The sequence below is a fragment of the Bacillus sp. R86525 genome (assembly GCF_042466195.1).
Lineage (GTDB): Bacteria > Bacillota > Bacilli > Bacillales > Bacillaceae_G > Bacillus_A > Bacillus_A nitratireducens.
In genome coordinates this window covers 2,647,022-2,668,763 of the sequence record NZ_JAXHPX010000007.1, presented here as the reverse complement: position 1 = coordinate 2,668,763, position 21,742 = coordinate 2,647,022, and the positions used below count along the sequence as shown (strand labels likewise).

20 protein-coding genes and 2 pseudogenes are annotated in these 21,742 nt (G+C 33.9%); 6 read left to right on the top strand and 16 right to left on the bottom strand.

Translation table 11 applies throughout. From position 1 onward, the window contains the following. Nucleotides 1-138: 138 nt before the first annotated feature. The 6 genes from SJY24_RS16295 to recQ form a co-directional block, all read right to left on the bottom strand. The gene (locus SJY24_RS16295; RefSeq protein WP_377865438.1) at nucleotides 139-471 is read right to left on the bottom strand and encodes a DUF952 domain-containing protein; all 333 of its coding nucleotides are present in this window, start codon (nucleotides 469-471) and stop codon (nucleotides 139-141) included. 87 nt (nucleotides 472-558) lie between these two features. Then, on the bottom strand, nucleotides 559-2,628 hold the full coding sequence (locus tag SJY24_RS16290; RefSeq protein WP_377865437.1) for a HelD family protein: 2,070 nt from the start codon (nucleotides 2,626-2,628) through the stop codon (nucleotides 559-561). A gap of 117 nt (nucleotides 2,629-2,745) precedes the next feature. Next, nucleotides 2,746-3,489 carry a class I SAM-dependent methyltransferase gene (locus SJY24_RS16285; protein ID WP_377865435.1) on the bottom strand — a complete coding sequence of 248 codons (744 nt, stop codon included), beginning with the start codon at nucleotides 3,487-3,489 and terminating at the stop codon, nucleotides 2,746-2,748. A gap of 224 nt (nucleotides 3,490-3,713) precedes the next feature. Further along, nucleotides 3,714-4,388: a hypothetical protein gene (locus SJY24_RS16280; protein WP_377865434.1), complete on the bottom strand. Its 675-nt coding sequence runs from the start codon at nucleotides 4,386-4,388 to the stop codon at nucleotides 3,714-3,716. 205 nt (nucleotides 4,389-4,593) lie between these two features. Next, entirely contained in the window at nucleotides 4,594-4,977 is a 384-nt protein-coding gene (locus SJY24_RS16275; protein ID WP_377865433.1) for a gamma-glutamylcyclotransferase family protein, read from the bottom strand. Nucleotides 4,978-5,002: 25 nt separating this feature from the next. Beyond that, nucleotides 5,003-7,120: a DNA helicase RecQ gene (gene recQ, locus SJY24_RS16270; protein ID WP_377865432.1), complete on the bottom strand. Its 2,118-nt coding sequence runs from the start codon at nucleotides 7,118-7,120 to the stop codon at nucleotides 5,003-5,005. 1,095 nt (nucleotides 7,121-8,215) lie between these two features. On the opposite strand from recQ, the gene SJY24_RS16265 reads away from it, so the two are divergent. The 3 genes from SJY24_RS16265 (at nucleotide 8,216) to SJY24_RS16255 (ending at nucleotide 9,914) form a co-directional block, all read left to right on the top strand. Further along, the gene (locus tag SJY24_RS16265) at nucleotides 8,216-8,839 is read left to right on the top strand and encodes an acetylglutamate kinase (protein ID WP_377865431.1); all 624 of its coding nucleotides are present in this window, start codon (nucleotides 8,216-8,218) and stop codon (nucleotides 8,837-8,839) included. 128 nt (nucleotides 8,840-8,967) lie between these two features. Further along, on the top strand, nucleotides 8,968-9,324 hold the full coding sequence (locus SJY24_RS16260; protein ID WP_098270846.1) for a cytoplasmic protein: 357 nt from the start codon (nucleotides 8,968-8,970) through the stop codon (nucleotides 9,322-9,324). Between the two features lie 137 nt (nucleotides 9,325-9,461). Beyond that, nucleotides 9,462-9,914 carry a hypothetical protein gene (locus SJY24_RS16255; protein WP_377865430.1) on the top strand — a complete coding sequence of 151 codons (453 nt, stop codon included), beginning with the start codon at nucleotides 9,462-9,464 and terminating at the stop codon, nucleotides 9,912-9,914. Nucleotides 9,915-9,967: 53 nt separating this feature from the next. Here the strand turns inward: SJY24_RS16255 and SJY24_RS16250 are convergent, their stop codons facing one another. Then, entirely contained in the window at nucleotides 9,968-10,153 is a 186-nt protein-coding gene (locus SJY24_RS16250) for a hypothetical protein (RefSeq protein ID WP_377865429.1), read from the bottom strand. A 130-nt stretch (nucleotides 10,154-10,283) separates the two neighbouring features. Beyond that, a complete protein-coding gene (locus tag SJY24_RS16245) occupies nucleotides 10,284-10,733 on the bottom strand; it encodes a DUF6884 domain-containing protein (protein WP_377865428.1) in 450 nt (149 codons plus the stop codon). A 319-nt stretch (nucleotides 10,734-11,052) separates the two neighbouring features. Here SJY24_RS16245 and SJY24_RS16240 point away from each other — a divergent pair, with 319 nt between their 5' ends. Beyond that, the gene (locus SJY24_RS16240) at nucleotides 11,053-11,241 is read left to right on the top strand and encodes a DUF4017 family protein (RefSeq protein WP_377865427.1); all 189 of its coding nucleotides are present in this window, start codon (nucleotides 11,053-11,055) and stop codon (nucleotides 11,239-11,241) included. Nucleotides 11,242-11,270: 29 nt separating this feature from the next. Here SJY24_RS16240 and SJY24_RS16235 read toward each other — a convergent pair whose 3' ends face one another. The 5 genes and pseudogenes from SJY24_RS16235 to SJY24_RS16215 all read right to left on the bottom strand — a co-directional run bounded on the left by SJY24_RS16235 (nucleotide 11,271) and on the right by SJY24_RS16215 (nucleotide 16,443). After that, nucleotides 11,271-12,926 (bottom strand): M3 family oligoendopeptidase, encoded by a 1,656-nt coding sequence (locus SJY24_RS16235; RefSeq protein WP_377865426.1) that lies wholly within the window; start codon nucleotides 12,924-12,926, stop codon nucleotides 11,271-11,273. A 107-nt stretch (nucleotides 12,927-13,033) separates the two neighbouring features. Next, nucleotides 13,034-13,963 (bottom strand): manganese-dependent inorganic pyrophosphatase, encoded by a 930-nt coding sequence (gene ppaC, locus SJY24_RS16230; RefSeq protein WP_377865425.1) that lies wholly within the window; start codon nucleotides 13,961-13,963, stop codon nucleotides 13,034-13,036. 151 nt (nucleotides 13,964-14,114) lie between these two features. After that, nucleotides 14,115-14,779, bottom strand: a pseudogene (locus SJY24_RS16225) (lytic polysaccharide monooxygenase). A gap of 437 nt (nucleotides 14,780-15,216) precedes the next feature. Beyond that, nucleotides 15,217-15,732: a DinB family protein gene (locus tag SJY24_RS16220; protein WP_377865424.1), complete on the bottom strand. Its 516-nt coding sequence runs from the start codon at nucleotides 15,730-15,732 to the stop codon at nucleotides 15,217-15,219. 207 nt (nucleotides 15,733-15,939) lie between these two features. Further along, nucleotides 15,940-16,443, bottom strand: coding sequence for a GNAT family N-acetyltransferase (locus tag SJY24_RS16215; protein WP_377865423.1), 504 nt, complete (start codon nucleotides 16,441-16,443; stop codon nucleotides 15,940-15,942). 105 nt (nucleotides 16,444-16,548) lie between these two features. Here SJY24_RS16215 and SJY24_RS16210 point away from each other — a divergent pair, with 105 nt between their 5' ends. Continuing rightward, a complete protein-coding gene (locus SJY24_RS16210) occupies nucleotides 16,549-17,190 on the top strand; it encodes an HD domain-containing protein (protein ID WP_377865422.1) in 642 nt (213 codons plus the stop codon). A gap of 61 nt (nucleotides 17,191-17,251) precedes the next feature. Further along, nucleotides 17,252-17,548, top strand: coding sequence for a P-loop NTPase family protein (locus SJY24_RS16205; RefSeq protein WP_016129652.1), 297 nt, complete (start codon nucleotides 17,252-17,254; stop codon nucleotides 17,546-17,548). A gap of 155 nt (nucleotides 17,549-17,703) precedes the next feature. Here SJY24_RS16205 and SJY24_RS16200 read toward each other — a convergent pair whose 3' ends face one another. From SJY24_RS16200 to dapA, 3 genes and pseudogenes are all read right to left on the bottom strand, one after another. Next, nucleotides 17,704-19,194, bottom strand: coding sequence for an alanine/glycine:cation symporter family protein (locus SJY24_RS16200; RefSeq protein ID WP_377865420.1), 1,491 nt, complete (start codon nucleotides 19,192-19,194; stop codon nucleotides 17,704-17,706). Nucleotides 19,195-19,343: 149 nt separating this feature from the next. After that, nucleotides 19,344-20,764 (bottom strand): annotated as a pseudogene (locus tag SJY24_RS16195) (aldehyde dehydrogenase family protein). 81 nt (nucleotides 20,765-20,845) lie between these two features. After that, entirely contained in the window at nucleotides 20,846-21,742 is an 897-nt protein-coding gene (dapA, locus tag SJY24_RS16190) for a 4-hydroxy-tetrahydrodipicolinate synthase (RefSeq protein WP_377865419.1), read from the bottom strand.

Sequence of the window (21,742 nt, the reverse complement as noted above, 5' to 3'; positions counted from 1 at the left end):
ATACAGTATGTGTTTTATACTATGTATCATACAGTATTAGTGTGACAAAAACAATAATTTTCCAAAAAATATATACAATAAAAAGCACAAACGATATGATTTGTGCTTTTCTAGCTAACTTAAATGCCTATAATACGCTTAACTTTGTACCTCTGGTAATATAAACTCTCCTTTTTCTTTAGGAAATGGGACAACATCTACAATTGCATCAACGTTGATTACTCCGTATACATGCGGATATTTTTGACTGTTAGAAGCAAGTTCATATTTTATTTCTGCTTTTAACAGGGATGGATCAATTGTAAGTAATAAAACATCTTCTTCGTGACTGAAATGTTTTTGAGCAACTTTTAAAGCTTGGTCTAATAATGAACAATGAATAAACCCCTCTTCTTTAAGTGAGGCTTCATTAATCTCTCTAGTTGTTTTTGCGATTTCCCAATTCCTTTTTGTTATTACTTTTGTAATCATTCCATTTTCTCCTCCGTATCTTTATATAGAAAAACAAGAGGTCTTCTGTTCAATACTAGAAAAACCTCTTGAATTTATTATATATTCCTATCTCTTAATTAACGGTGACGCTTTCCCACTATAGAAAATCCATAAATCATGAAGCGATCTTGTACATCCGACATACAATAACTTCGCATCATGTTTTGTATTTTTGTAATGCTCCTCATCAACGTCAATTAGAAGTACTGCATCAAATTCTAATCCTTTCGCCAAGTATACAGGTACTACCGAAATGCCACCTTCATACTTACTTTGATCTGCTTCAATGACGTTAACAGTCACCCCTGCATTTGTTAATTTCTCATATATATTACGGCATTCATCATCTGTTCTTCCTATTACCGCAATTGTTTTCACATCTTCATTTTGCAAATGCTGTAATGTCTTTAAAACTTCAGTAAATTGGTCCTCTGCCCGAATTACTTTCACGTCTTCACCGCTACGGAAAACTGGTGTAGCAAGTCCTACAGGAATTTCTGCATTTTTTATTATTTCATTCGCAAATTCAATAATTTCTTTTGTAGAACGATAACTTCTCGTCAGTTCATAATAACCTGTTTCTTGGAATACTTCCTTAAAAGCATTCCAGTCTTCAATTCCTTGATAATCATAAATCGCTTGAGATAAATCACCTAATATAGTGAAAGAATTACCTAGTGTAATTTCTTTTAATACATATACTTGGAATGGCGAGAAATCTTGCGCTTCATCAATAACGACGTGATGGAACTTTTGTCCAATTTCAATTCCTGTTATGCGATGTTGTATGTAAATTAAAGCTGGTAAGTCTTCTACATACACTTCTTTTTTACGACAATTCTTTTCTGTTTCTTGAACAAGTTCTTCAGGTAATACTTCGAGTATTTCCTTACTCTTTATCATTGAATTATATAGTGAAAGCGGGCTCATTTTTGGCCAAAAATTCATATATGTGTTCAATCTCTTTGTCGCTTCTTTTTTTAGTAATTTTTTCTCGTTTGTTTCTCCAAACTTTTTGAGCTCAATTTCAATCCAGCGCTTCATACGGCCGACTAGACGTTCTCTTCTTTTCTTTAATGGATAGTGTTTATATTCAACCTGCATCCATTTTTTAACGTCTTCCACTGGAATAACAGCTTTATCCCATGCCTCAAAATCTTTTGTTGGCACTAAATCTTTTTCAAATTGAATCATTCTTTCTTCAATAAACGACTTAAATTCCAGCGTGCCTTTCAATTTACCTAGCATAACCTTTTTTTCATCGCGATTAATTGAGAAGGCTTCTTTCAATTTTTCTTCTGTCTGCTTCAGTTTCACTGAACCCTCTAACAGACGCAATGCCCAATCTGGAAACGTTGTTTGACTAATATTTCCTACCCCTAACTCAGGAAGTACACTTGAAATATAGTCTAAAAACAAACTGTTTGGAGCGAATACGATCATTCTCTCCGCTTCAAGTTGTTCACGATATTCATAAATTAAAAAAGCAAGGCGATGTAAAGCGATCGTTGTTTTTCCGCTCCCTGCAACCCCTTGAATTAATAATGGTAAGTTTTTTTCCGCACGAATAATATCATTTTGCTCCGATTGTATAGTCGAAACGATATCTTTTAATTTATTATCTTTATTCTCACCTAATCGATATAGAAGAAAATCATCAGCATGCGAGACATCTTCATTTCCTTTTACATATGTATCAACAACACGTTCTAGTTCTCTCTTTCGAATGGAAATGTTTCGTTTTAAATAAACATCGCCTTCTACTAATCCGTCTGGTGAATGATAAAATGCTAATTCTTCACCACCAGTAAATGAATAAAACATACTAGCGACAGGTGCTCGCCAATCAATGACCATCGGTTTCATCGTATCTTCATCTGAAACCCCTACTTTACCGATGTAAATCGGCATAACATCTTCTTTGCCATCCTCCTGGAAGTCTAATCTTCCAAAGTACGGCTCTTCCACACCGATACGTAAGTTTTGTCTATTAGACTCCCTCATACTTTCAAGAATTTGCTCTTTAAAATCTTCTCCATAATAAACTGGGATTTTTTCAAGTTGCTCTAATTGTTCATCCATCGTACATAAAATATCTTTCATTTTCTGTAATTCTTCTTCAAATATGTTACTCATTTGATGATTCCCTCCTGTCCGTTCCAATTTTTTCAGTCGAGATACAATTGTATTAAAAATCCATTCATAAAGTCAATAGTTCAAGTGAGAATTTTCCAAAATATAAAAGAGTAGAGATTAATCTCTACTCTTCTTTACTTTAATTCGATATGACAAACATTCATTTAAACTTGCTAGTTCTTTATATTTCCATTGTTCAAAATCAAATGCTCCCCCTGGGAAGAATCCTACAATACTTAAACCTGCTTTAGTACATAAATCACTAATCTCTTCAACTGTATAACAACGTAAAGACTGTGTTATAATCTCATTAGGATGATTAGGATTCCACCAATGATCTAACATTCTTTCATTTATACTATCATATTCATATTTTCTCATAGCCGAACTTAATGGCATTTCTTGTCCACTTATCTTTTTCCAATACAAAGGTTGATAAATATCAATAAGTGCACATCCATCTTCCTGCATCCAATCTTTAATTCGTTTTAGTAGAAACAATTGCTCATCATTTGTTCCTACACCAAATCCATCTAAATAACTAACCACATCAAATTTTTCCTCAAAGTTAATTTGATAAAAATCTCCACAATGAATAGCAATATCACTACTAGAATGTTCTTTTGCAAAGGAAACCAGCTCTGATACAAGTTCAACAGTTGTCATTCTCACATGTAACTTAGACATCGCTCGTGCAAATCCACCATTCCCTGCACCAAGTTCCAACATCGTTTTAAACGGATATCCAACTTGTTCTTGCACCTCTTTAGCAACCTGATCTATCCAGCTTTCTGTATTTACATCATAATTCGACAGTTCAAATTGTTTTTTGTAAAATTCCTTCACATTTAATTCGTTCATTATTATTCTCCTCCTGTATAGATTTTTCTACTACAGGTGAGAAACTAAATTTCTGATACCCATAATAATCCCCTTTCACTTAACACTACTATTTCAAAAATAGTAAAATATTCCCTTTCAACTACATTTAATATAATACCAAAATAAACTGAATATTGCAATTTAACTCGTTACAACTTTTCTATTACATGATAATATCTATAAAGTTTATTAAATAACTAAACTTAAATACTCGAAAATGGAACGTGCTTTCTAATTAAAAGATTAGGCAATGCCTCTTTAACATGTCTTATTACTTTGCGCAAAATTGTAACATCCTGCAGCTGCTCGTTATATTCTTCTAATTGCATCAAATACTCATAATTACTTTGAAATATTTTACTTTTTAACATTCCGTTCAAATCCATAACGAGAAAAAGTGTTAACACAGATAAATATTGTCTCCCACCTTCCAAAGATCTTCGTCTTAAAAAAGCAAAAGTTTGGTCTTTCGTTTGAAGACAATTATATTTTTTTTGAAAAGATATACCTAATACACGCTTTTCGATTATCTTTATTTGCTTTTTATGCTGTATACACTCCAATACTGAATTATACAGTTTGTGAGTTAATTGTTGTTTACTGCAAATCATCATTAACCATATTTTTATACCATGCTTATCTCCTAAATGCTCTGTTGCATCTAAAGTTTGTTGCAAATAAGAAATATTTGATGTCTTATCAGTTCTCCGTATATTAAATTCATGGTCTATGTAAATAATTTTTTGAAGATATAATTCTAACAAAATATTTATCATTATTAACATTTCTATATTAGATTGATAAGGAGTTTGTATCGTTCCTGTATCATCATCTATACATAATAAAAAGAAAAATTCAGGTATTGTTAAACTTTCCATTTGTCATCACCTTCCTTTAGTCAAAACTTTTATTTAAATATATTCACTGTTTAGTTCGTAAGTCCTCTTGCCCTATTAATGAACTAATACAGGATTAGGACAAAAAGTAACCTTGACACTAAAAAACAAATAAGACCCAAATAATGAACATTTTACAAATCGTTCACTACCCAGGTTTTATATTATTCATAACTATAAGTATTTTTTATTTCTCTCTTTGATACTCCATCCAATCACCAAAATCAATAATCTTCTTCAACATCTCTTTATCCTGAGCAACATACACATATGCATGTATTTCTTTATCAGCAAAATATACTGTTTGCGTTATCCGGTCATATAAATCAGTCTCTGCATTACCTGTATATTCTTCGAGTTCATCTAACTTTTGCAAAACCTCATCATCTACTTCATAAACTTCCCCATATACCTTTTCCCCGTTTGAACAAATCATTGCAGGATACCCTTCACCTGTATCAAATAATTCACCATATGTCCATGCTGCGTCTGTGATGCATGTTGCACCTTGCATATAATGAGCGTTCGTTTGCTCTTTTCTTAACGTGCCATAAACGAAAACATGATGCATATATCCCTATCCCCTTTATATGTCTCTATTTTCTTATTTGTAAATATGCACGAATCATAAAGTAACTCACTTCATCTGGAAGCTGTTCTTTAATAGACTTTAATCCACCTTCTGCATTTTGTACGGCAGTTTCAATTAGAGCTTCATACTCTGCTGGAACAAAGCTGTTCCAGTCTACTTCCATACCATCTTCAAAGCAACGGATTAAATGATTTTCAATCGTTTGTCTCGATAACCCACGTTCCTTTGCAACCTCATTTAAATCAATACCTTGTTTATACATTTCATATGTTTCTAAATGAGAATTTGCTGAAGCTTTCCCTGACTTTTTACGTTCTGAAACAACTTCCGTCTTAATTGTTTCAGCATAGTTAGGGTTTTCCTCAATAAAGTGCTGCACTGCTTGTAAGAAGTGAGAGCCGTACTTCACAAGTTTGTGCTCTCCAATTCCTTTTACAGTTAGGAGTTCAGAATCACTTTGCGGTATTTTCGCACACATATCTTTTAACGTTTGATCAGAGAAAATTACGAACGGAGGTACGCCTTCTCCTTGTGCAATTTCTTTACGCACTTCACGAAGCACTTCAAATAAAGGATGGTCTTGAACAATTTGTCGTGTTTCTACTCGTTCTTTACGTAAAACGTTCTCTTTACCAAGTAGTACTTCTTTACCTTTTTCCGTTACTTTTAATGTCGGATATGTACCATGTTCAACTGCGATCAACTCGTCTGAAATTAAAAACTCAATAAACTCACTGACTTCTTTCACACTACGATTTGATAAAAGTCCGTAAGTTGGTAAAGTATGAAAATTAAACTCAATAACTTTTTTATTTTTCGATCCAGTTAATACTTGTGCAATCATTTGTTTTCCAAATCGTTGGTTCGTTCTAATCATACATGATAAAACCATTTGTGATTCTCTCGTTACATCAATACTCTCACGATCGTCCGTACAATTACCACAGCGGCCACAATCTTCCTTCGGCTCTTCTCCGAAGTATTGCAAAATAAATGATTGTAAACATTGTTCTGTATGACAGTAATCGGTCATATTTTGCAATTTTTCAAGTTCGTTTGAAAAACGTGATTCTCCAGTTGATTGATCGATTAAAAAGCGTTGTACTTGCACATCTTGAGAAGAATATAACAAAATACATTCACTATCTAATCCGTCACGACCAGCACGTCCTGCTTCTTGATAGTAACTTTCCATATTTTTTGGAAGTTGATAATGAATAACGTAACGAATATTCGATTTATCAATCCCCATTCCAAACGCTGATGTCGCTACCATAACACTAATTTCATCTCGTAAGAAGAGTTCTTGTTGTTCATTTCGATCGTGATCGCTCATGCCAGCATGATATTTCGATACCGAAACTCCTGCTTTCCCTAAATCTTCATATAACTGATCGACTACTTTTCTTGTCGCTGCATAAATAATCCCAGATTCCTTCTGATTTTGACGAATATAATCTGCTAAATATGCATTACGATCTTGTCCTTTAATTACTGAAAACGATAAGTTCTCGCGCTCGAACGTTGTCATAATTGTATTTTCTTGATTAATTTCAAGCGTACTACAAATATCATCACGCACTTGTGGTGTTGCTGTCGCTGTTAACGCTAAAACGAGCGGTTTTTCTGGAAGATAATCTAATATGCGATGTATATGTAAATAACTCGGGCGGAAATCATGTCCCCACTGCGAAATACAGTGCGCCTCATCAATTGCAATCATCGGGATTTTCATATCGATAAGTTGATCAACAAACTCCATAGAATCAAGTCGCTCAGGCGCCACATAAAGCAACTTATAATGTCCTTGTTTCGCCAATTGAATTCGTTGATTCGCTTCTGCAATAGAAATAGAACTATTAATATATGTAGCGGAAATACCATTTTGTATTAATGTGTCTACTTGATCTTTCATAAGTGAAATCAAAGGTGATATAACTAATGTCGTTCCTTCGAATACTAGTGCGGGAATTTGATAACAAATTGACTTACCACCGCCCGTAGGCATAATACAAACCGTATCCTTCCCATCTAATACATTTTTAATTGTTTCATCTTGTCCTCTTCGGAATGACGAATAACCGAAATAAGACGCTAAAAGTTCTTGAGCTTTTGTAAACAAAAAAGAGTCACCTGCTTTTCTTTATCTTTCATCTATTCCCATTATATCATCAAACTGATTCTCGCCACTTTGAATTTTATAAGTATTTGAGTTCTATTTGTTTCCTACGTTTTCCAACATAAAAAAACAAATCTAGTACACAAGAAGAAAGAATTTCAAAATAGATATTCATTTAATTTACCTTCCTAGAATACTACTAATCGTATACATATGAATTTGAGGAGGTTAAATTATGAAGAGTCGTTACAATAATTCCAACAAACCTAAAGCGTCAAATAAACAACTCCAATTCTCTAATAATGATGCGTGGAAATATGAATCATTTTATAAGTATCAGCCTTTATTTTCTTATAAAAAACTATTTAATTTCCTTTCTCAACTTTTTAGGCGTTAATACATGTGCCAAATATATATCATTCAAATAAATTTTCTCAACATTAAACTTATAGACTTACTACAATACAGTTGTTACCATATATAATAATCTGTTAGATAAATCCCTTATGTTGACCTGCTTAAATTAGCAGGTCTTTTTATACTTACATATCACGATATATCGTAGCCTGGTTGAAAAGTCTTTTCTCCATTTTAGAACCCTATTCCATTCTCCACAAATGATTATAATTCCCAAAAGCAAAATATAAATCCTTTATATTCATATAAGTAATTCATTTTTTCTCAATACACAAAGTGAATTTCATTTGTTACTATGAAGATACTCCAGATGAGTTTTTGCTCATCTACATTATCTAGTTAAAGGGGCCTGCCACGGGAAGCAGGTCCCTTTGACTTTATTAAAGTCCCACTTTCATTTGGACACATTTACCAGGTTTTTTTAAAAGAATTTTATGATAATATTACGTAGTCGAGTCCGACATCTCGGCAATACCCTTTTGAGGCCCTGCAATTTCCCTTGCAGGGCCACTATTATTTCAAATTCTTTTGATTCATATATATCATAACTTCGTTTTTCATTACCCTTATTCTCTTCAACCTTCTCCTTTTCCAACTCTTAAAAAAGCTCTTGGACACGTAACTTAAAAATAATATTTATCATATTGTGAGGTATACATGTTCAAAGGAGTGTAACTATTTATGTATACTTATTGGCAATCGTATTACTCCCCTTATCATATTACTAATGGAAACCTCGATTTATTTGTACGAAATTACCGAGTAAGTAAAAACGAAAACTTTTTAAAAGGATATATGCGTTCTTTATGGGAACAGCACGTCGCTTGGACGAGATTAGCTATTATAAGTATTGTATTTAATTTACCAGATGTTAATGTTACTGTTGGACGGCTTCTACAAAACGCAACACATATGGGACTATCACTTGAGCCCTTCTATGGCGAGAATGCAGTAAAGAAATATAGTGCATTAATTAAAGATCATTTAGTAATTGCAGCCGATCTTGTGAAAGCCGCAAAAGCTGGTGATCAAAATGCAGCTGCCGCTATAGAGAAGAAATGGTACGCTAATGGTGATGAAATCACTGAATTTCTTAACAGTATCAACCCATATATAGATAAAGAAGAATTCAGAAAAATGTTTTATGAACATTTAGCATTAACGAAAGCAGAAGCACTTGCCTTCCTAAATAAAGATTATGAAGCAGGAGTAAAACTTTACGATAAAATTGAAAAAGAAGCATTAGAAATGGCCGACATGATAACAGACGCAATCGTAAAACAATTTCCTCAAGTATTTCAATAATAAACCGATTTGTCTTCAAATCGGTTTATTATTGTTTCTATCTAGTTTACATTTTACACCTCTCCTCTTTACATTTAGCTTATATCGATATATTTTATTAATATCCGTTTTTTATAGGAGGAAATAGTTTGATTAACGCAATTGGTCTCGTATTTATTCTCACAAATAAGCACGAGAAAAAGAAAAAAGTTTATCTGAATGAAAAATTCGCATTAATAGACATTATTGATTCTAAAGAAGTAATTGATAATGAAGGTAACTCATTAGTAGAACTAACATGTAAATACAGTATATATTTAGATGAAAAATACTACTGTAAATCTCTCGATGATTATACTGGACAAGTATTCCCCTTCTTAAGCGCTAAAATAGGAAAGGGACTTCTTAGAAACTTAAATTATTACTTTTCTTACGTTGATGCCTATGATAAAAAACCACCTGTTAAAGAAATAAGACCTCTAATGAAACAAGTAACTAACAGATAGCAGACAGTATTCAAAAAGAAAGCACCTAACTTCAGATGCTTTCTTTTTTTGAATCAGTAACTCGCTAACTTTCATCTCCTTCTAAATATATGTACCCAAGCATACTTTAAAATAAAAACATTGGAGGATTAGGCTGAATGAAATATTCAGAATCAATCGTAAGTAAACGGCTTCGAAAACTTAGAACAGTTGGTGTATTTTTTATACTATTTTTAATCGCGTGGCTTGGATATACAAAATTCCTTTATGGAAATGGTTTTCTTTTAGAAAAGAAAAATTCAGTTGAAGTAATGAATACTAGCGTTACTGGAGAAATAGAAAAGAATTTCCATGTAAACTTACAAGGCTTTCGCAAAACGAACCTTGATACACTTATAGATGCTAGTAAAACCGATCCTAGTGAACTATCCTTAATTGAACTTATCAACACATCTTGTTCTAAAGAGTGCACAAGTGAACCTTCAACTTACGTTAAGTCCAACCACGGATATATCTTTTATACAGAATCTAATGGTACGAATGTAGCTCTAAAAATTAAGAAGCAAGATTCATGGGAAATCGAAAAGAAATCTGTTCAAAATGGAATTTAAAAGGTTCATACAAAAAAAGAGTACTTTACTTCAAAGTACTCTTTCAAAGAAAATTACCACTTACGACATTTATCATCATCGTCGTCACGTTTACGATTGCGACGGCAATCATCACAATCACAGTCACGTTTACGATTGCAACGACAATCATCACAATCTCTGCGTCTACATCTTCCAAACATTAAATCATCCCAAAATCTATTACAATCTCTGCGTCTACACCGACAATTATTACACATGAATATGATTCCTCCCTAATATAAAATAGAATTCATCATATTCTATGTTTAAAAGGATAAAAAGGCTTGTTTAATAGTCTATTTAAAGTGTATAAATGTGATGTAATTTGAATCAAGTACTAATTCATGCCTATATTTCCTGCTGCCCTTCCACAGCCCCCTTCAATCTCTGCAACATATACCCAATCCCTTTACACCCTTCTAATGGATATGTAATGATTTCTTCTGGATATAGCCTCATCACAACTTTTTTATGCTTCTTCCCTGCAAGTAATACTATTTCATCAAACTGAAGTAAGCCTTTATCAATTATCTGTTGTTCTAATTGTTCAATGCTAATAATCTCATCACTCTTTGAATCAAATGCAAGATCATAATTTTCCTGTACGATATCATTTGGCCTTAAAAATCCATGCTTTGCTGATAATATAACCCAGTTCTCGAAAAACTCAGTTGCATATGCCTGACATGCTTTTCCGAATGGACTAATATATACATTTTTTGCCTCTGCCTCTCCATACTCTGGGTATTTATCCCAAATCTTCTTCTTTCCGCATGGAATTATGCATAACCTTTTCATCGTGATTTCTTACCTCGATTCTATATTTCTTATGAAATATCAATTTTCCAGTACATTTTTTTACAGAATACTATATACTAATCTCGAAAGATTAAATTACATTATCTTCTATATTTGGTTTAATTTATTTCAGGACAGTCTATTAAGCATATATATTATTACATAAACATACCGTACAAAAGTCACTTTCATACAGCATGCAAACACCTCATCCTTTAGTGAATTTGTAAAGATTTCGTAAAATCAAGTACACTTAATCTCCTAATATATATTTAATAGTACAATATATAAATGTAGTACAAAAAGGAGGTGAACAACTATGAAAAATATACTCCCAGCATTATTAACTTATATTATTGCTTGTATCATCGCGATTATCATTCCAGCATCTGACGGCTATAATACTATAGGTTGGAAATTCTTTGTTGGGCAAGCGTACGCAATACCTATTTTCATTATTACTGCTATTATTACAGTTTATATAAACAAGAAAAAGTCTTATGAATAAAAGTTTTTAAGGATAGCTAAAGGCTATCCTTATTTTAATTCGTTAATCAGATCCAGAATAGCGCTAGCAGTATTTTCTATCCTTTCTTCCGAAAAGTCAAACTTAACACCTGTATTTCCGTATATTTCCTGTATAGATAAATTCCAATCTGAACTCGCTCCCACTTTAAAGAAAGCAATCGCTTTTTCTGGATCTTCCCGATAAATTTGAAACAATTGCATTGCTCCTATTTGTGCAATTGCATATTCAATTTTATAAAAAGGAAACTGAAAATAGTGAAATGACTCTAACCAGCTTGCACCGATTTCATACTCTAATCCTGCAATATCGACTGATGAATATTGATACCTTTTACATAGTTCAACATATTTCTTATCACGCTCTTCTGGTGTATGGTTTGGATTTGTATAGAGCCAGTGTTGGAATACATCTCCTGAAACTGACGACATTAATAAAGACAACGTACGGAACAATTGTACTTGCTGCACTTCCTTATACTCACCCTCTTGCTTATAAAAAATATTAAGCTTATCCATTAATAGTAACTCAAGACTAAGGGAATAAAGTTCAGCCACCTCTTCACGAAGATATCTTTCCTGCATGCTACTTTCATTGTTAAATTGTTTATAAAAGTGTAATGCATGCCCTATTTCATGTATTAGTGCATTAATTGCATAAAATGAAGGACTAAAATTGGAATACACAAAAACATCTTTACTATGAGGTAAGGTAAAACAAGCAGCTCCTGGCGCTTTATTTTCTCGTTCTTCTACGTCAATTAATCCTGCTTTCCTTATATGAGTAAATTCTCCATGAAAGCACGAATCTGTCTTCCGTAACATTTCTTCAACCCCACCCAATAAATCAATGGAATTTTCAAACGGAATTTTTTGCAAATTACAAGGAGCAAGATCCCAAGGGCGGTACGTTTTTACACCGAGATTCTTTTTGAAATGACTTCCTAACTGTTTCCAAATTGGTACAACATACTTCACTATAGATTCATGAAGCTTATAACAATCTTCAATAATATAATCTCTATTTTTCAGTTTAAAAGCATATTCACAAAAATTATTAAATCCTGCATTTAACGCTATCTGATTCCGTAATTGTACAAGTTCCTTCATAATACAATCTATTTCTATTTTCACTACACTTCTTGCTTCGCATAAAGCATACCATGCCTTTTCTCGAATATTTCTATTTGGGTTATCTAGCTGTGCTTTTACGTATGCATACGTCTTTTGTTCTTCTTCCCAATGAATAGCTATGTTAGACATTATTTCTCTATACTTCGTTATAAGCTCTTGCTCTTTAATGGAAAGAGCAATGTTCTTTTCATTAAATATTTTACTTTTCACCAATCTTGCTTTTTTCATAAATCCATATTTCTGCTCATCTAATAAATCGACAAACGGACAATCTTTAAATTTCTGGTCAAATTTTGCATTGTATCTTTTTAAAAGTGGTTGAATTGTATTTTGATTATACATATGTAAATCACGTAAATTACTATCGTCTGTATCTCTATATGTGGCAATTAAACTATTAGTTAACTCCTCTTCTATTTTAGCGTTTAAACACTGTTCATCCAAAAGCCAACTCTCTAATTCTAAAACAGAAGTAATATTCCGCTCGAAAAGTGCCTGTAATTTACTTTTCAATGTTTCCAAATCAATAAACATACACAATCCTCCTATTTTTAATTTCAATTTTCTGTTTTTTAGAGATAGAAAAAGACAAGCAGCCAATCTGACTACTTGTCCTTCCTGTTTATCCGTACACAATAATATTAAGCTTGGAATGTTTCTGTTAATACTGGCACGATTTGTTTTTTACGAGATACAACACCTTTTAAAGTAGCAGTGTTGTTTTCTAGAGATACGTTGTATGCTTTCTCAACAACTTTTGCTGCTTTACCGATCGCAAGACAGATAGAATCGTTAGTTAAGATATCAGTTACAACGAATAAGAATAGGTCTAAACCTTTTTCTTCTACTACTGCAGAGATAACTTTTTCAAGTTCCGCTTGGTGTACAAGAACGTCGTTTGTATCAACAGCGTTTACTTGTGCGATTTCAACTTTCGCATTACCCATTTGGAATTCTTTAGCGTCAAGAGAGATTAATTGCTCCATTGTTTTTCCGCTTAAGTCAGCACCAGCTTTTAACATTTCTAAGCCGTAGTTATCTGCATCTACACCAGCGATTTCCGCTAGTTCGCGAGCTGCTGCTACGTCTTGTTCTGTGCAAGTTGGAGATTTGAATAGTAAAGAATCTGAAATGATTGCAGATAACATTAAACCTGCAACTTCTTTACGAATTGCAACGCCGTTTTCTTTGTACATTTTGTTTAAAATTGTAGCTGTACATCCAACTGGCTCACAACGGTAGTATATAGGATCGCTTGTTTCAAAGTTAGCAATACGGTGATGGTCAATAACTTCTAACACACGAACAGATTCGATATCGTTAGCACTTTGTTGACGCTCATTATGATCAACTAAAATAACGTTGTCCACTTCGCTTGCAACTGTCTCAACAAAACGCGGTCCTTCTACTTTAAAATAGTCTAACGCAAATTGAGTTTCGCCGCTGATTTCGCCTAAACGTACAGGCTCAGCATTCATTCCTAATTCTTTTTTTAATTCTGCATAAGCAATTGCAGAACAAATTGCATCTGTATCTGGGTTTTTATGCCCGAAAACTAGTACTTTTTCCATGTTTTCCACCTCTTCATGAAAAGGATATCTTAAAGAAGCAAATATGACAATATTTAAAGCCCATTTTTTTATAAATAATTGCACTTTCTTCTATATTTTTCATAAAAAAGATCATCTAAAATGAATTAGATGATCAAAATGTATATTTAATTTAAAATAGTGTAGGAACTTGCACTACATTGTTAACGCAAAATTAGAATTTAAACCATTGTTCACAAGGTTCACATCAATAACTTGATAAAACGCATTTCCAGTGTCCGCAATCTCCCAAACAGCTAAAATAAGATGGTAGCCACTACGATCAGTTGGTACATTCGCTTCATGCGTTACTGTTGTCCCTGGTCTAACTCCGCCATCATTTTTCACATAGAACGGCACTAAATCTAAACTAGACCTTGTTAAAGGCATATTTGGATTCCAATCCTTCTTTGTAATGTAGTATTTCCATTCTTTCGTACTATGAGGAGCCGTTAGTTTCCACTTGAATGTATTCGTCCCGCCGTTTAACGTAACTTTCTTCCACCTATCCACTGATTGAGCGTCTAAAGTAGGAAAATGACCAGCACCTGCAATTTGTCCATCAGAAGGTCCTAATTGCGGAAAGCCGCCTATTCCTTCTACACTTTGTGGTTCATATTGAACTGGACCGCAATTTACATTTACCCCTTGCTTACATAAAAAAGATCGGCTCGCTGGTGATTCTACATACCCATGAGCTGAAGCCTTTTCTGAAAATCCAAATGTTAATAATCCCGTAAGTAATATCCCACCACTAAACATAACCTTTTTCATCTTTTGTAAACTTGTCTTTTTCATTCTTTCATCCCCTTCCCAAAAATGAAACGAAAATAACTATAGTTGCCTAGTCATCTTCTCTACAATCATTATAAGTGGAAGGGCATTACTAAAAGAACCCTCTAAAAAATTTCTCAAATTCTTTTAGCTACAATAATATCAAGTCTTCACGCATTTTAATTACCAGTTATCAAATCTATTATTTATTTTGTCTTTTTACTGTTAAATACTTATAACACCGTCTGAAAATACAACCGGTGTTAAAGTAGTTAATAATTACTTACAATTATATATCACAGTGTAGCTTCGAAAAAAGTTTGATTACATTAACTCTATAAACCTAGATAAAGTAATACAAAGAAAAAATGTGTTTTGAAAAAGATTGATCTAAACACGCTTTAAATATACTCAATTAAACCATTCGTTTATAAATAAATTACGAAATTGGCAAAGGCATTCTAATTATCGAATAGCCCTCTTCCTCTCAGATTTGCGGAAACTGGCTCCTTTCCTATCTCACGTGCCCATATAGATAACTGGCCGATATGGTGGATTTCATGGACAATGACATGACGTATTATCTCTCCGTGTGTACATTCAATGACTCGGCGCCTGATTGGGGCGTCTCTAGAGCTATTCGGTTCTTCATTGAAATCAGTTTCTGAAAGTTTCCGAGAATCCATTTCATTTGTCCAAGATGTCACAAATGGCTTCACTTTCTCGTGGTATTGATCCGAAAGATTTTTCACTTTTTGCAAGCTAGCATAATCTTCAAACAATGGCTCCTCAGGCACTGGTTCACCTCGCAAACCTAAGATCCACATATATTCCACATCTACAATATGAAATAGGGTATGTAGGATGCTACCAAATCCACCAACCCGTTTCTTTAATAGTTCTTCAGCCGACATATCTTCGCACAATGTAAACCAATCATCACGAACTTGCCAGTTATATTGAAACAGTTTCAACATCACAACAACCTCCATTTTTTAGATTAACATTTTAATATTCACCAAATGACTTCAAAATCAAAATCTAAAAAAACTGTTAAAACTTTCTACAGACTGGCCCTTTAAATTAAACATTCCAGATGAAGGTAAAGGGTCAAAAGAAAAACACTATTATACAGGGGTGTATCAAACATTGTTTGAAACTATCCCTCTTTTCAAATAAAAAAACTAAATCATTTTATAATAAATTACCGTTGCATCCAACTCACCATCCGGAGAAATTGCGTATTCAGGTATTTTTCCAACTTTTTGATAGTCTAATGATTTATACAATCTATTGGATGGGTCTCCTTCTCTCGTATCTAACACTAAAAGAGACCTTTTTTCTTGCTTTGCTCGTTCCTCTGCTTTTTGCATAAGTAAACGTCCAATGCCATTACGTCTAAAGTTTGGATGAGTCATTAACTTGCAAATTTCGGCTCTATGAATCCCATTAGGCTTTGTAACTAAATGTAATTGAATACTCCCTGCCACTTCATTATTTATTTTAGCAACATATAAGATCACTTCTGGTGCTAAAGCTGTTTGCCAATACATTGTTGATTCTTTTTCTTCCAGTGGAGGTAAAAAACCAATTGACGCCCCATTATCTACTACTGTTTTCAAAAGTTTAGAAAGCTCTTCCATATCATCTTTTATTTGCTTAATCTCTTCAATTACTAAATTTCGCATTACTAATCCCCCTTTTGTTTTATTGTACCAAGTTTTAAAGAAGGAATTACGGATTACTAAGATGAAATTATTTAAGGTACAATTTTTTAGAGAAAGGATACCTATATGAAGTATATATTAGATAGGACATACGCAAGAGAATTACTCGAGTGGGCATATGAACAAAATCCAGGTCCTTGGTTTGAACATTCACGTAATGTTGCCCTTGCAACTGAAAAGATAGTTGTTGAACTTATTAATAATGGGTACGACCTAGATGCTGATATAGCATATAATGCTGCCCTCCTGCATGATATAGGAAGATATAAAGGTTTTACTAAATCTGTTATTCATTCCTATGATGGTTATATGTATATGAATGAATTAGGGTATACAGGAAACGCCATTATATGTGTGACGCATTCATTTCCTTGCAAAAATGAGCATTTAGATATCGCGGCAGAGTGGAGCCTTGTTCCCGATTATATGGAAAGCCGGTTGGTTGACATACTTAATGAACATAGTGACTACGACTTATACAATAAAGTAATTACCCTTTGCGACGCTCTCGCTGACGCGGATGGCTTTACTACACTTGAAAGAAGATTGGTTTCCGTTGGTTTACGACACGGAACAACCTCTCATACCTCCTTACATTGGAAAGGATTCTACACAATTAAGACTGAATTAGAATCTTTAATCGGTAAGAGTATATACAGAGTTCTTCCTGGCGTAGAGAAATCGATTTATAAAAATATGGAATGTTAAATTACATACAACTTGAAAACGATAGAATTTGTATGTGTAATTCTAAAGAACTCATCGAAAAGTGGAGGGGTTAATTATTAGTAAAATAGGATTTGACTTAATAAATCATGAGGATAATTTTGATCTTGGATATGAAGATATCGAGGGGATATCTAAGAGATGTAAATTTTCTAACTGCTCTCATACAAATGAACCACACTGTGCAATTAAAAAAGCTATTTCCGATGGAATTCTTACAGAAGACATAATAGATAGTTATTATAGAGATAAGAATGAATTCGAATATGTATCTAAACAAAAGAACAAAACAAAGGCAATTGACTATATGAAACAGTTAAAACTATTTCGAAAAGACTAGAATACAATAAAAAGTCTCTCTCTTTTAATTTTGAGGAGAGACTTTTTATATTTAAAGATTTTAATTTTGCTTCACACTCTTACCTTAAATTCGTTGCTTTGCAGTTAAATAGAATTTATCCACTTAAAAAAGATTGAATTTTCAGTTTTTAAATCCTAGAATTTCACACTATCATCTTCTGTTATATTTTCTGTAGATTTTTTTCTTTCAACCTCTTTACTTCTTTCTTCCCAAAATGTTAAACCTTCAATTCCCACATTTTTAGGATCAAACACTGGATCTTTCCCTTCTTTTTTCTGTGCTTCATAATCTTTTAACACTTTTAATGCGATTTTACTTAATAGTAGAATCGCGATTAAGTTTAACCATGCCATACTACCGATTCCTAAATCTCCAAGGTTCCATAATAGCGACGCTGATTCTACGCTACCGATGTAAACCATAATTAAAAACCCAATTTTCAAAACTGGTTTTAACCAGCTATATTTGAGGTCACGATCTAAATAAGTAAGCGTCGTTTCAGCGATATAGTAGTACGCAAGTAAAGTTGTAAATGCGAAGAAGAAGATTGCGATTGAAATAAATATTGGACCAAATCCTGTCATAACAGTTTCAACTGCTTGTTGTGTATAGATTGGACCTGCATCTACATTCCCTATGTTCTTTACAATAGCGCTTTTCCCTTCAGGTATTACATTATACATACCTGTTATTAAAATCATAAGCGCTGTCGCTGTACATACAACAATTGTATCGATATATACAGAAAATGCTTGAACTAACCCTTGTTTTGCAGGATGCGATACTTCAGCAGCAGCGGAGCTATACGTCGCTTCTCCAACACCAGCAACATTTGAAAATACAGCACGTTTTACCCCCCATGCAATCGCTGCACCGACGATTCCGCCAAACATTTCATTTACACCAAATGCACTAGAGAAAATTAATGCAAACATACTTGGAATTTCCGTTACATTCGCAATTAATACGATACATGTAACAATTACATAACCAATCGCCATAAATGGAACAAGCATTTGCGAAACGCCAGCAATTCTCTTTACGCCACCAAAAATGATTGCTGCTAATAATACGACTAACAATATACCAGTTATATATTTGCTAATACCATTAGAATTTTCGAATCCAACTGCAATACTGCTCGATTGAATACCTGGTAATAAAACGCCATATGAAAGTGTTACAACGACCGCTACAATGACTGCAAACCATTTCATTTTTAAACCTTTTTCAATAAAATATGGTGTACCACCGCGATATTCATTCCCTACTTTACTTTTATACACTTGAGATAATGTCGATTCAACGAATGCACTAGCTGCTCCTAACAAAGCCATTACCCACATCCAAAATACAGCTCCAGGTCCGCCAAAAGCGATAGCTGTCGCTACCCCCGCGATATTACCTATTCCAACCCTACCTGATAAGGCTAAACAAAACGCTTGAAAGGATGATATTCCCGTCTCCGAGCTCTTCCCTTCAAATAATAGTTTAATCATTTCTTTAAAATAACGAATTTGTAAAAAACGAGTGGCTATTGTAAAATACACCCCTGCTCCTAATGCGAAAACAACTAAGCCAATACTCCATACTTGCCCTACTAACCATTCTACTAACTGCTCCATCCAAATCCCCCTTATAATTCTTTTGAAAAAGCAATTTTATATATAAGAAAACGGACAACCTTTTTCGTATCTTCCAGTTGTCCGCATCTCTTACTATATTTCATTATCCCGCTATTTGCGGGCAGTAAAACTCCTCACTGAATAGCGTTTCACTTTATATTTACCCAAACACTTTTCACTTCTGTATAATTATCAAGTGCATATGAACCTAACTCACGTCCAATACCTGATTGTTTATATCCACCAAATGGTGCAGCTGCATTTTCTAAGTTATAATCATTAATCCACACTGTTCCTGCCTTTAATCTATTAGCAACTTGATGTCCAGTTTTAATATTTTGTGTCCATACGCCAGCTGCAAGTCCGTAAGACGATCGATTTGCTCTTTCGATTACTTCTTCTGTTGACTCGAACGGAAGAACTACGACAACAGGTCCAAAGATTTCTTCCCTAACAATTGTCATATCGTCAGTAACATTTGTGAATACTGTTGGTTGTACAAAATAACCTTTTTCAAATGCACGTTCACCACCAGCAGCAACGGTAGCACCTTCAGCTCTTCCTTGTTCAATGTAATGTAGCACACGCTCTTGTTGTTTTTTAGATACAAGTGGACCCATTTCTGTATCTGTTTCCATCCCGGCTCCAAGTTTAATATTATTTGCCCTTTTTACAAGCTCTTCTACTACAGTTTCATAATGCTTCCGATGAACGAATACACGGGATCCTGCACTACAATTTTGACCATGATTATACATAATGCCTTGGAATGCACCGTTAATCGCTTCTTCCAAATCAGCGTCTTCTAAAATGATATTTGGTGACTTACCACCAAGTTCTAACGTTACATGTTTGATTGTTTCTGCAGATTGACGCATAATATATTTCCCTGTAACTGTTGAACCTGTGAAAGCTACTTTATCAATATCATGATGATTTACAATTGCAGCACCTGCTTCGGGGCCAAACCTGGTACAAAGTTTACAACACCGTTTGGAAATCCAGCTTCTTTAAAAAGCTTCGCTGTATATAGTAAAGATAAAGGTGTTTGCTCTGCTGGTTTTAATACAATCGTACAACCTGTCGCGAGTGCAGCACCCATTTTCCAGGAAGACATAACAAGCGGAAAATTCCACGGAATAATTTGACCTACAACGCCAACCGGTTCATGGCGTGTGTAATTTAAATAATCTTTTGAAATCGGAATGGTTTGCCCAATAATTTTTGTAGCCCATCCCGCGTAATAGCGGTAATTTTCTACAGTCGCTGAAATATCATCATCAAGTGCTACTTGATATGGTTTTCCATTATCTAAAGCTTCCAGCTGTGCCAATTCTTCTCTATGCTCTTCAATTAAATCTGCTAATTTATAAATAAGATGTGCTCTTTCAGCAGTAGTCATCTCTGCCCACGGGCCTGATTCAAAAGCAAATCTTGCCGCTTTTACTGCGATATCAACATCTTCTTCTTGTGCTTCACATACGACCGCTAAAACATCTTCTGTCGCTGGATTATATGTTTCAAATGTCTTTCCACTAATAGAAGGAACAAATTCGCCATTAATGAACATTTTAATTTCTTCATTTAAAAACGCTTTCACTTTTGGTTTCAGCTCAATGTTTGTCGTTAACATATATACTCTCCTCCTTATTTAAACAGCTGCATGAGCTGCAATTTCTGATAAAATCGTTTGAAGCTTTTGATCTTCTTCTTCAGTTAATCCGAGTCTCGGATAACGTGAAGGTCCCCCGACTTGCCCATGTAATTCCATTGAGCGTTTAACGATTTGTACATATTTCCCTGACCCTTCAAGGAACTCGCAAAGAGGTAAAATAGCATCGTTTATTTCCCATGCTTTTTCTAATTCACCATTTTGAAAATGCTCATACATTTTCGTAACGAGACCTGGAACGATATTTCCTGCTACTGAAACCCATCCCGAGGCACCAACTAAATAAGATTCCATAACTAAATCTTCAGATCCGCAGAAGACTTGAAAAGCACCTTCACCTTGTCTTACTAAATCTCTCGCTTTTCGAATATCTCCACTAGATTCTTTAATATGTGTAACATTTTCACACTCTTTTCCAATACGGAGCATTAACTCTGTGCTCATATTAACACCAGAAGTAAATGGGTTATTGTATAGCATAATTGGTATATTTACAGCGTTTGAGATTTCTTTAAAATGAAAATAAATCTCCTCTTCCTTCGGTTTACAATAGTAAGAGTTTATAATTAATGCACAATCCGCTCCATGCGCTTCTGCATGTTTCGTATATTCAATCGTTTCTTTCGTCGTTTCTGCTGCAGTTCCAACAATGACTGGAATACGGCCATCAACTTCTTTTAATACTGTTTCTACCATGTTAAATCGTTCTTCTTTTGATAAACTAACAAATTCTCCCGTACTTCCATTAATAATAATTCCAGCTACTTTTTTCTCAATAAAGTAGTTTACGTTTTGCTTTACACCTTTCCAATCAATCTCTTGAAACTCATCCATTGGTGTTATTAATACTGGAAATGCCCCTTTAATATTTTGCAT

What these genes read in the sequence shown, in the direction of transcription:
- SJY24_RS16295 (WP_377865438.1), bottom strand. Translation starts at nt 471, where the DNA reads ATGATTACAAAAGTAATAACAAAAAGGAATTGGGAAATCGCAAAAACA.
- SJY24_RS16290 (WP_377865437.1), bottom strand. Translation starts at nt 2,628, where the DNA reads ATGAGTAACATATTTGAAGAAGAATTACAGAAAATGAAAGATATTTTA.
- SJY24_RS16285 (WP_377865435.1), bottom strand. Translation starts at nt 3,489, where the DNA reads ATGAACGAATTAAATGTGAAGGAATTTTACAAAAAACAATTTGAACTG.
- SJY24_RS16280 (WP_377865434.1), bottom strand. Translation starts at nt 4,388, where the DNA reads ATGGAAAGTTTAACAATACCTGAATTTTTCTTTTTATTATGTATAGAT.
- SJY24_RS16275 (WP_377865433.1), bottom strand. Translation starts at nt 4,977, where the DNA reads ATGCATCATGTTTTCGTTTATGGCACGTTAAGAAAAGAGCAAACGAAC.
- SJY24_RS16265 (WP_377865431.1), top strand. Translation starts at nt 8,216, where the DNA reads ATGTATACTTATTGGCAATCGTATTACTCCCCTTATCATATTACTAAT.
- SJY24_RS16255 (WP_377865430.1), top strand. Translation starts at nt 9,462, where the DNA reads ATGAAATATTCAGAATCAATCGTAAGTAAACGGCTTCGAAAACTTAGA.
- SJY24_RS16250 (WP_377865429.1), bottom strand. Translation starts at nt 10,153, where the DNA reads ATGTGTAATAATTGTCGGTGTAGACGCAGAGATTGTAATAGATTTTGG.
- SJY24_RS16245 (WP_377865428.1), bottom strand. Translation starts at nt 10,733, where the DNA reads ATGAAAAGGTTATGCATAATTCCATGCGGAAAGAAGAAGATTTGGGAT.
- SJY24_RS16240 (WP_377865427.1), top strand. Translation starts at nt 11,053, where the DNA reads ATGAAAAATATACTCCCAGCATTATTAACTTATATTATTGCTTGTATC.
- SJY24_RS16235 (WP_377865426.1), bottom strand. Translation starts at nt 12,926, where the DNA reads ATGTTTATTGATTTGGAAACATTGAAAAGTAAATTACAGGCACTTTTC.
- ppaC (WP_377865425.1), bottom strand. Translation starts at nt 13,963, where the DNA reads ATGGAAAAAGTACTAGTTTTCGGGCATAAAAACCCAGATACAGATGCA.
- SJY24_RS16220 (WP_377865424.1), bottom strand. Translation starts at nt 15,732, where the DNA reads ATGTTGAAACTGTTTCAATATAACTGGCAAGTTCGTGATGATTGGTTT.
- SJY24_RS16215 (WP_377865423.1), bottom strand. Translation starts at nt 16,443, where the DNA reads ATGCGAAATTTAGTAATTGAAGAGATTAAGCAAATAAAAGATGATATG.
- SJY24_RS16210 (WP_377865422.1), top strand. Translation starts at nt 16,549, where the DNA reads ATGAAGTATATATTAGATAGGACATACGCAAGAGAATTACTCGAGTGG.
- SJY24_RS16200 (WP_377865420.1), bottom strand. Translation starts at nt 19,194, where the DNA reads ATGGAGCAGTTAGTAGAATGGTTAGTAGGGCAAGTATGGAGTATTGGC.
- dapA (WP_377865419.1), bottom strand. Translation starts at nt 21,742, where the DNA reads ATGCAAAATATTAAAGGGGCATTTCCAGTATTAATAACACCAATGGAT.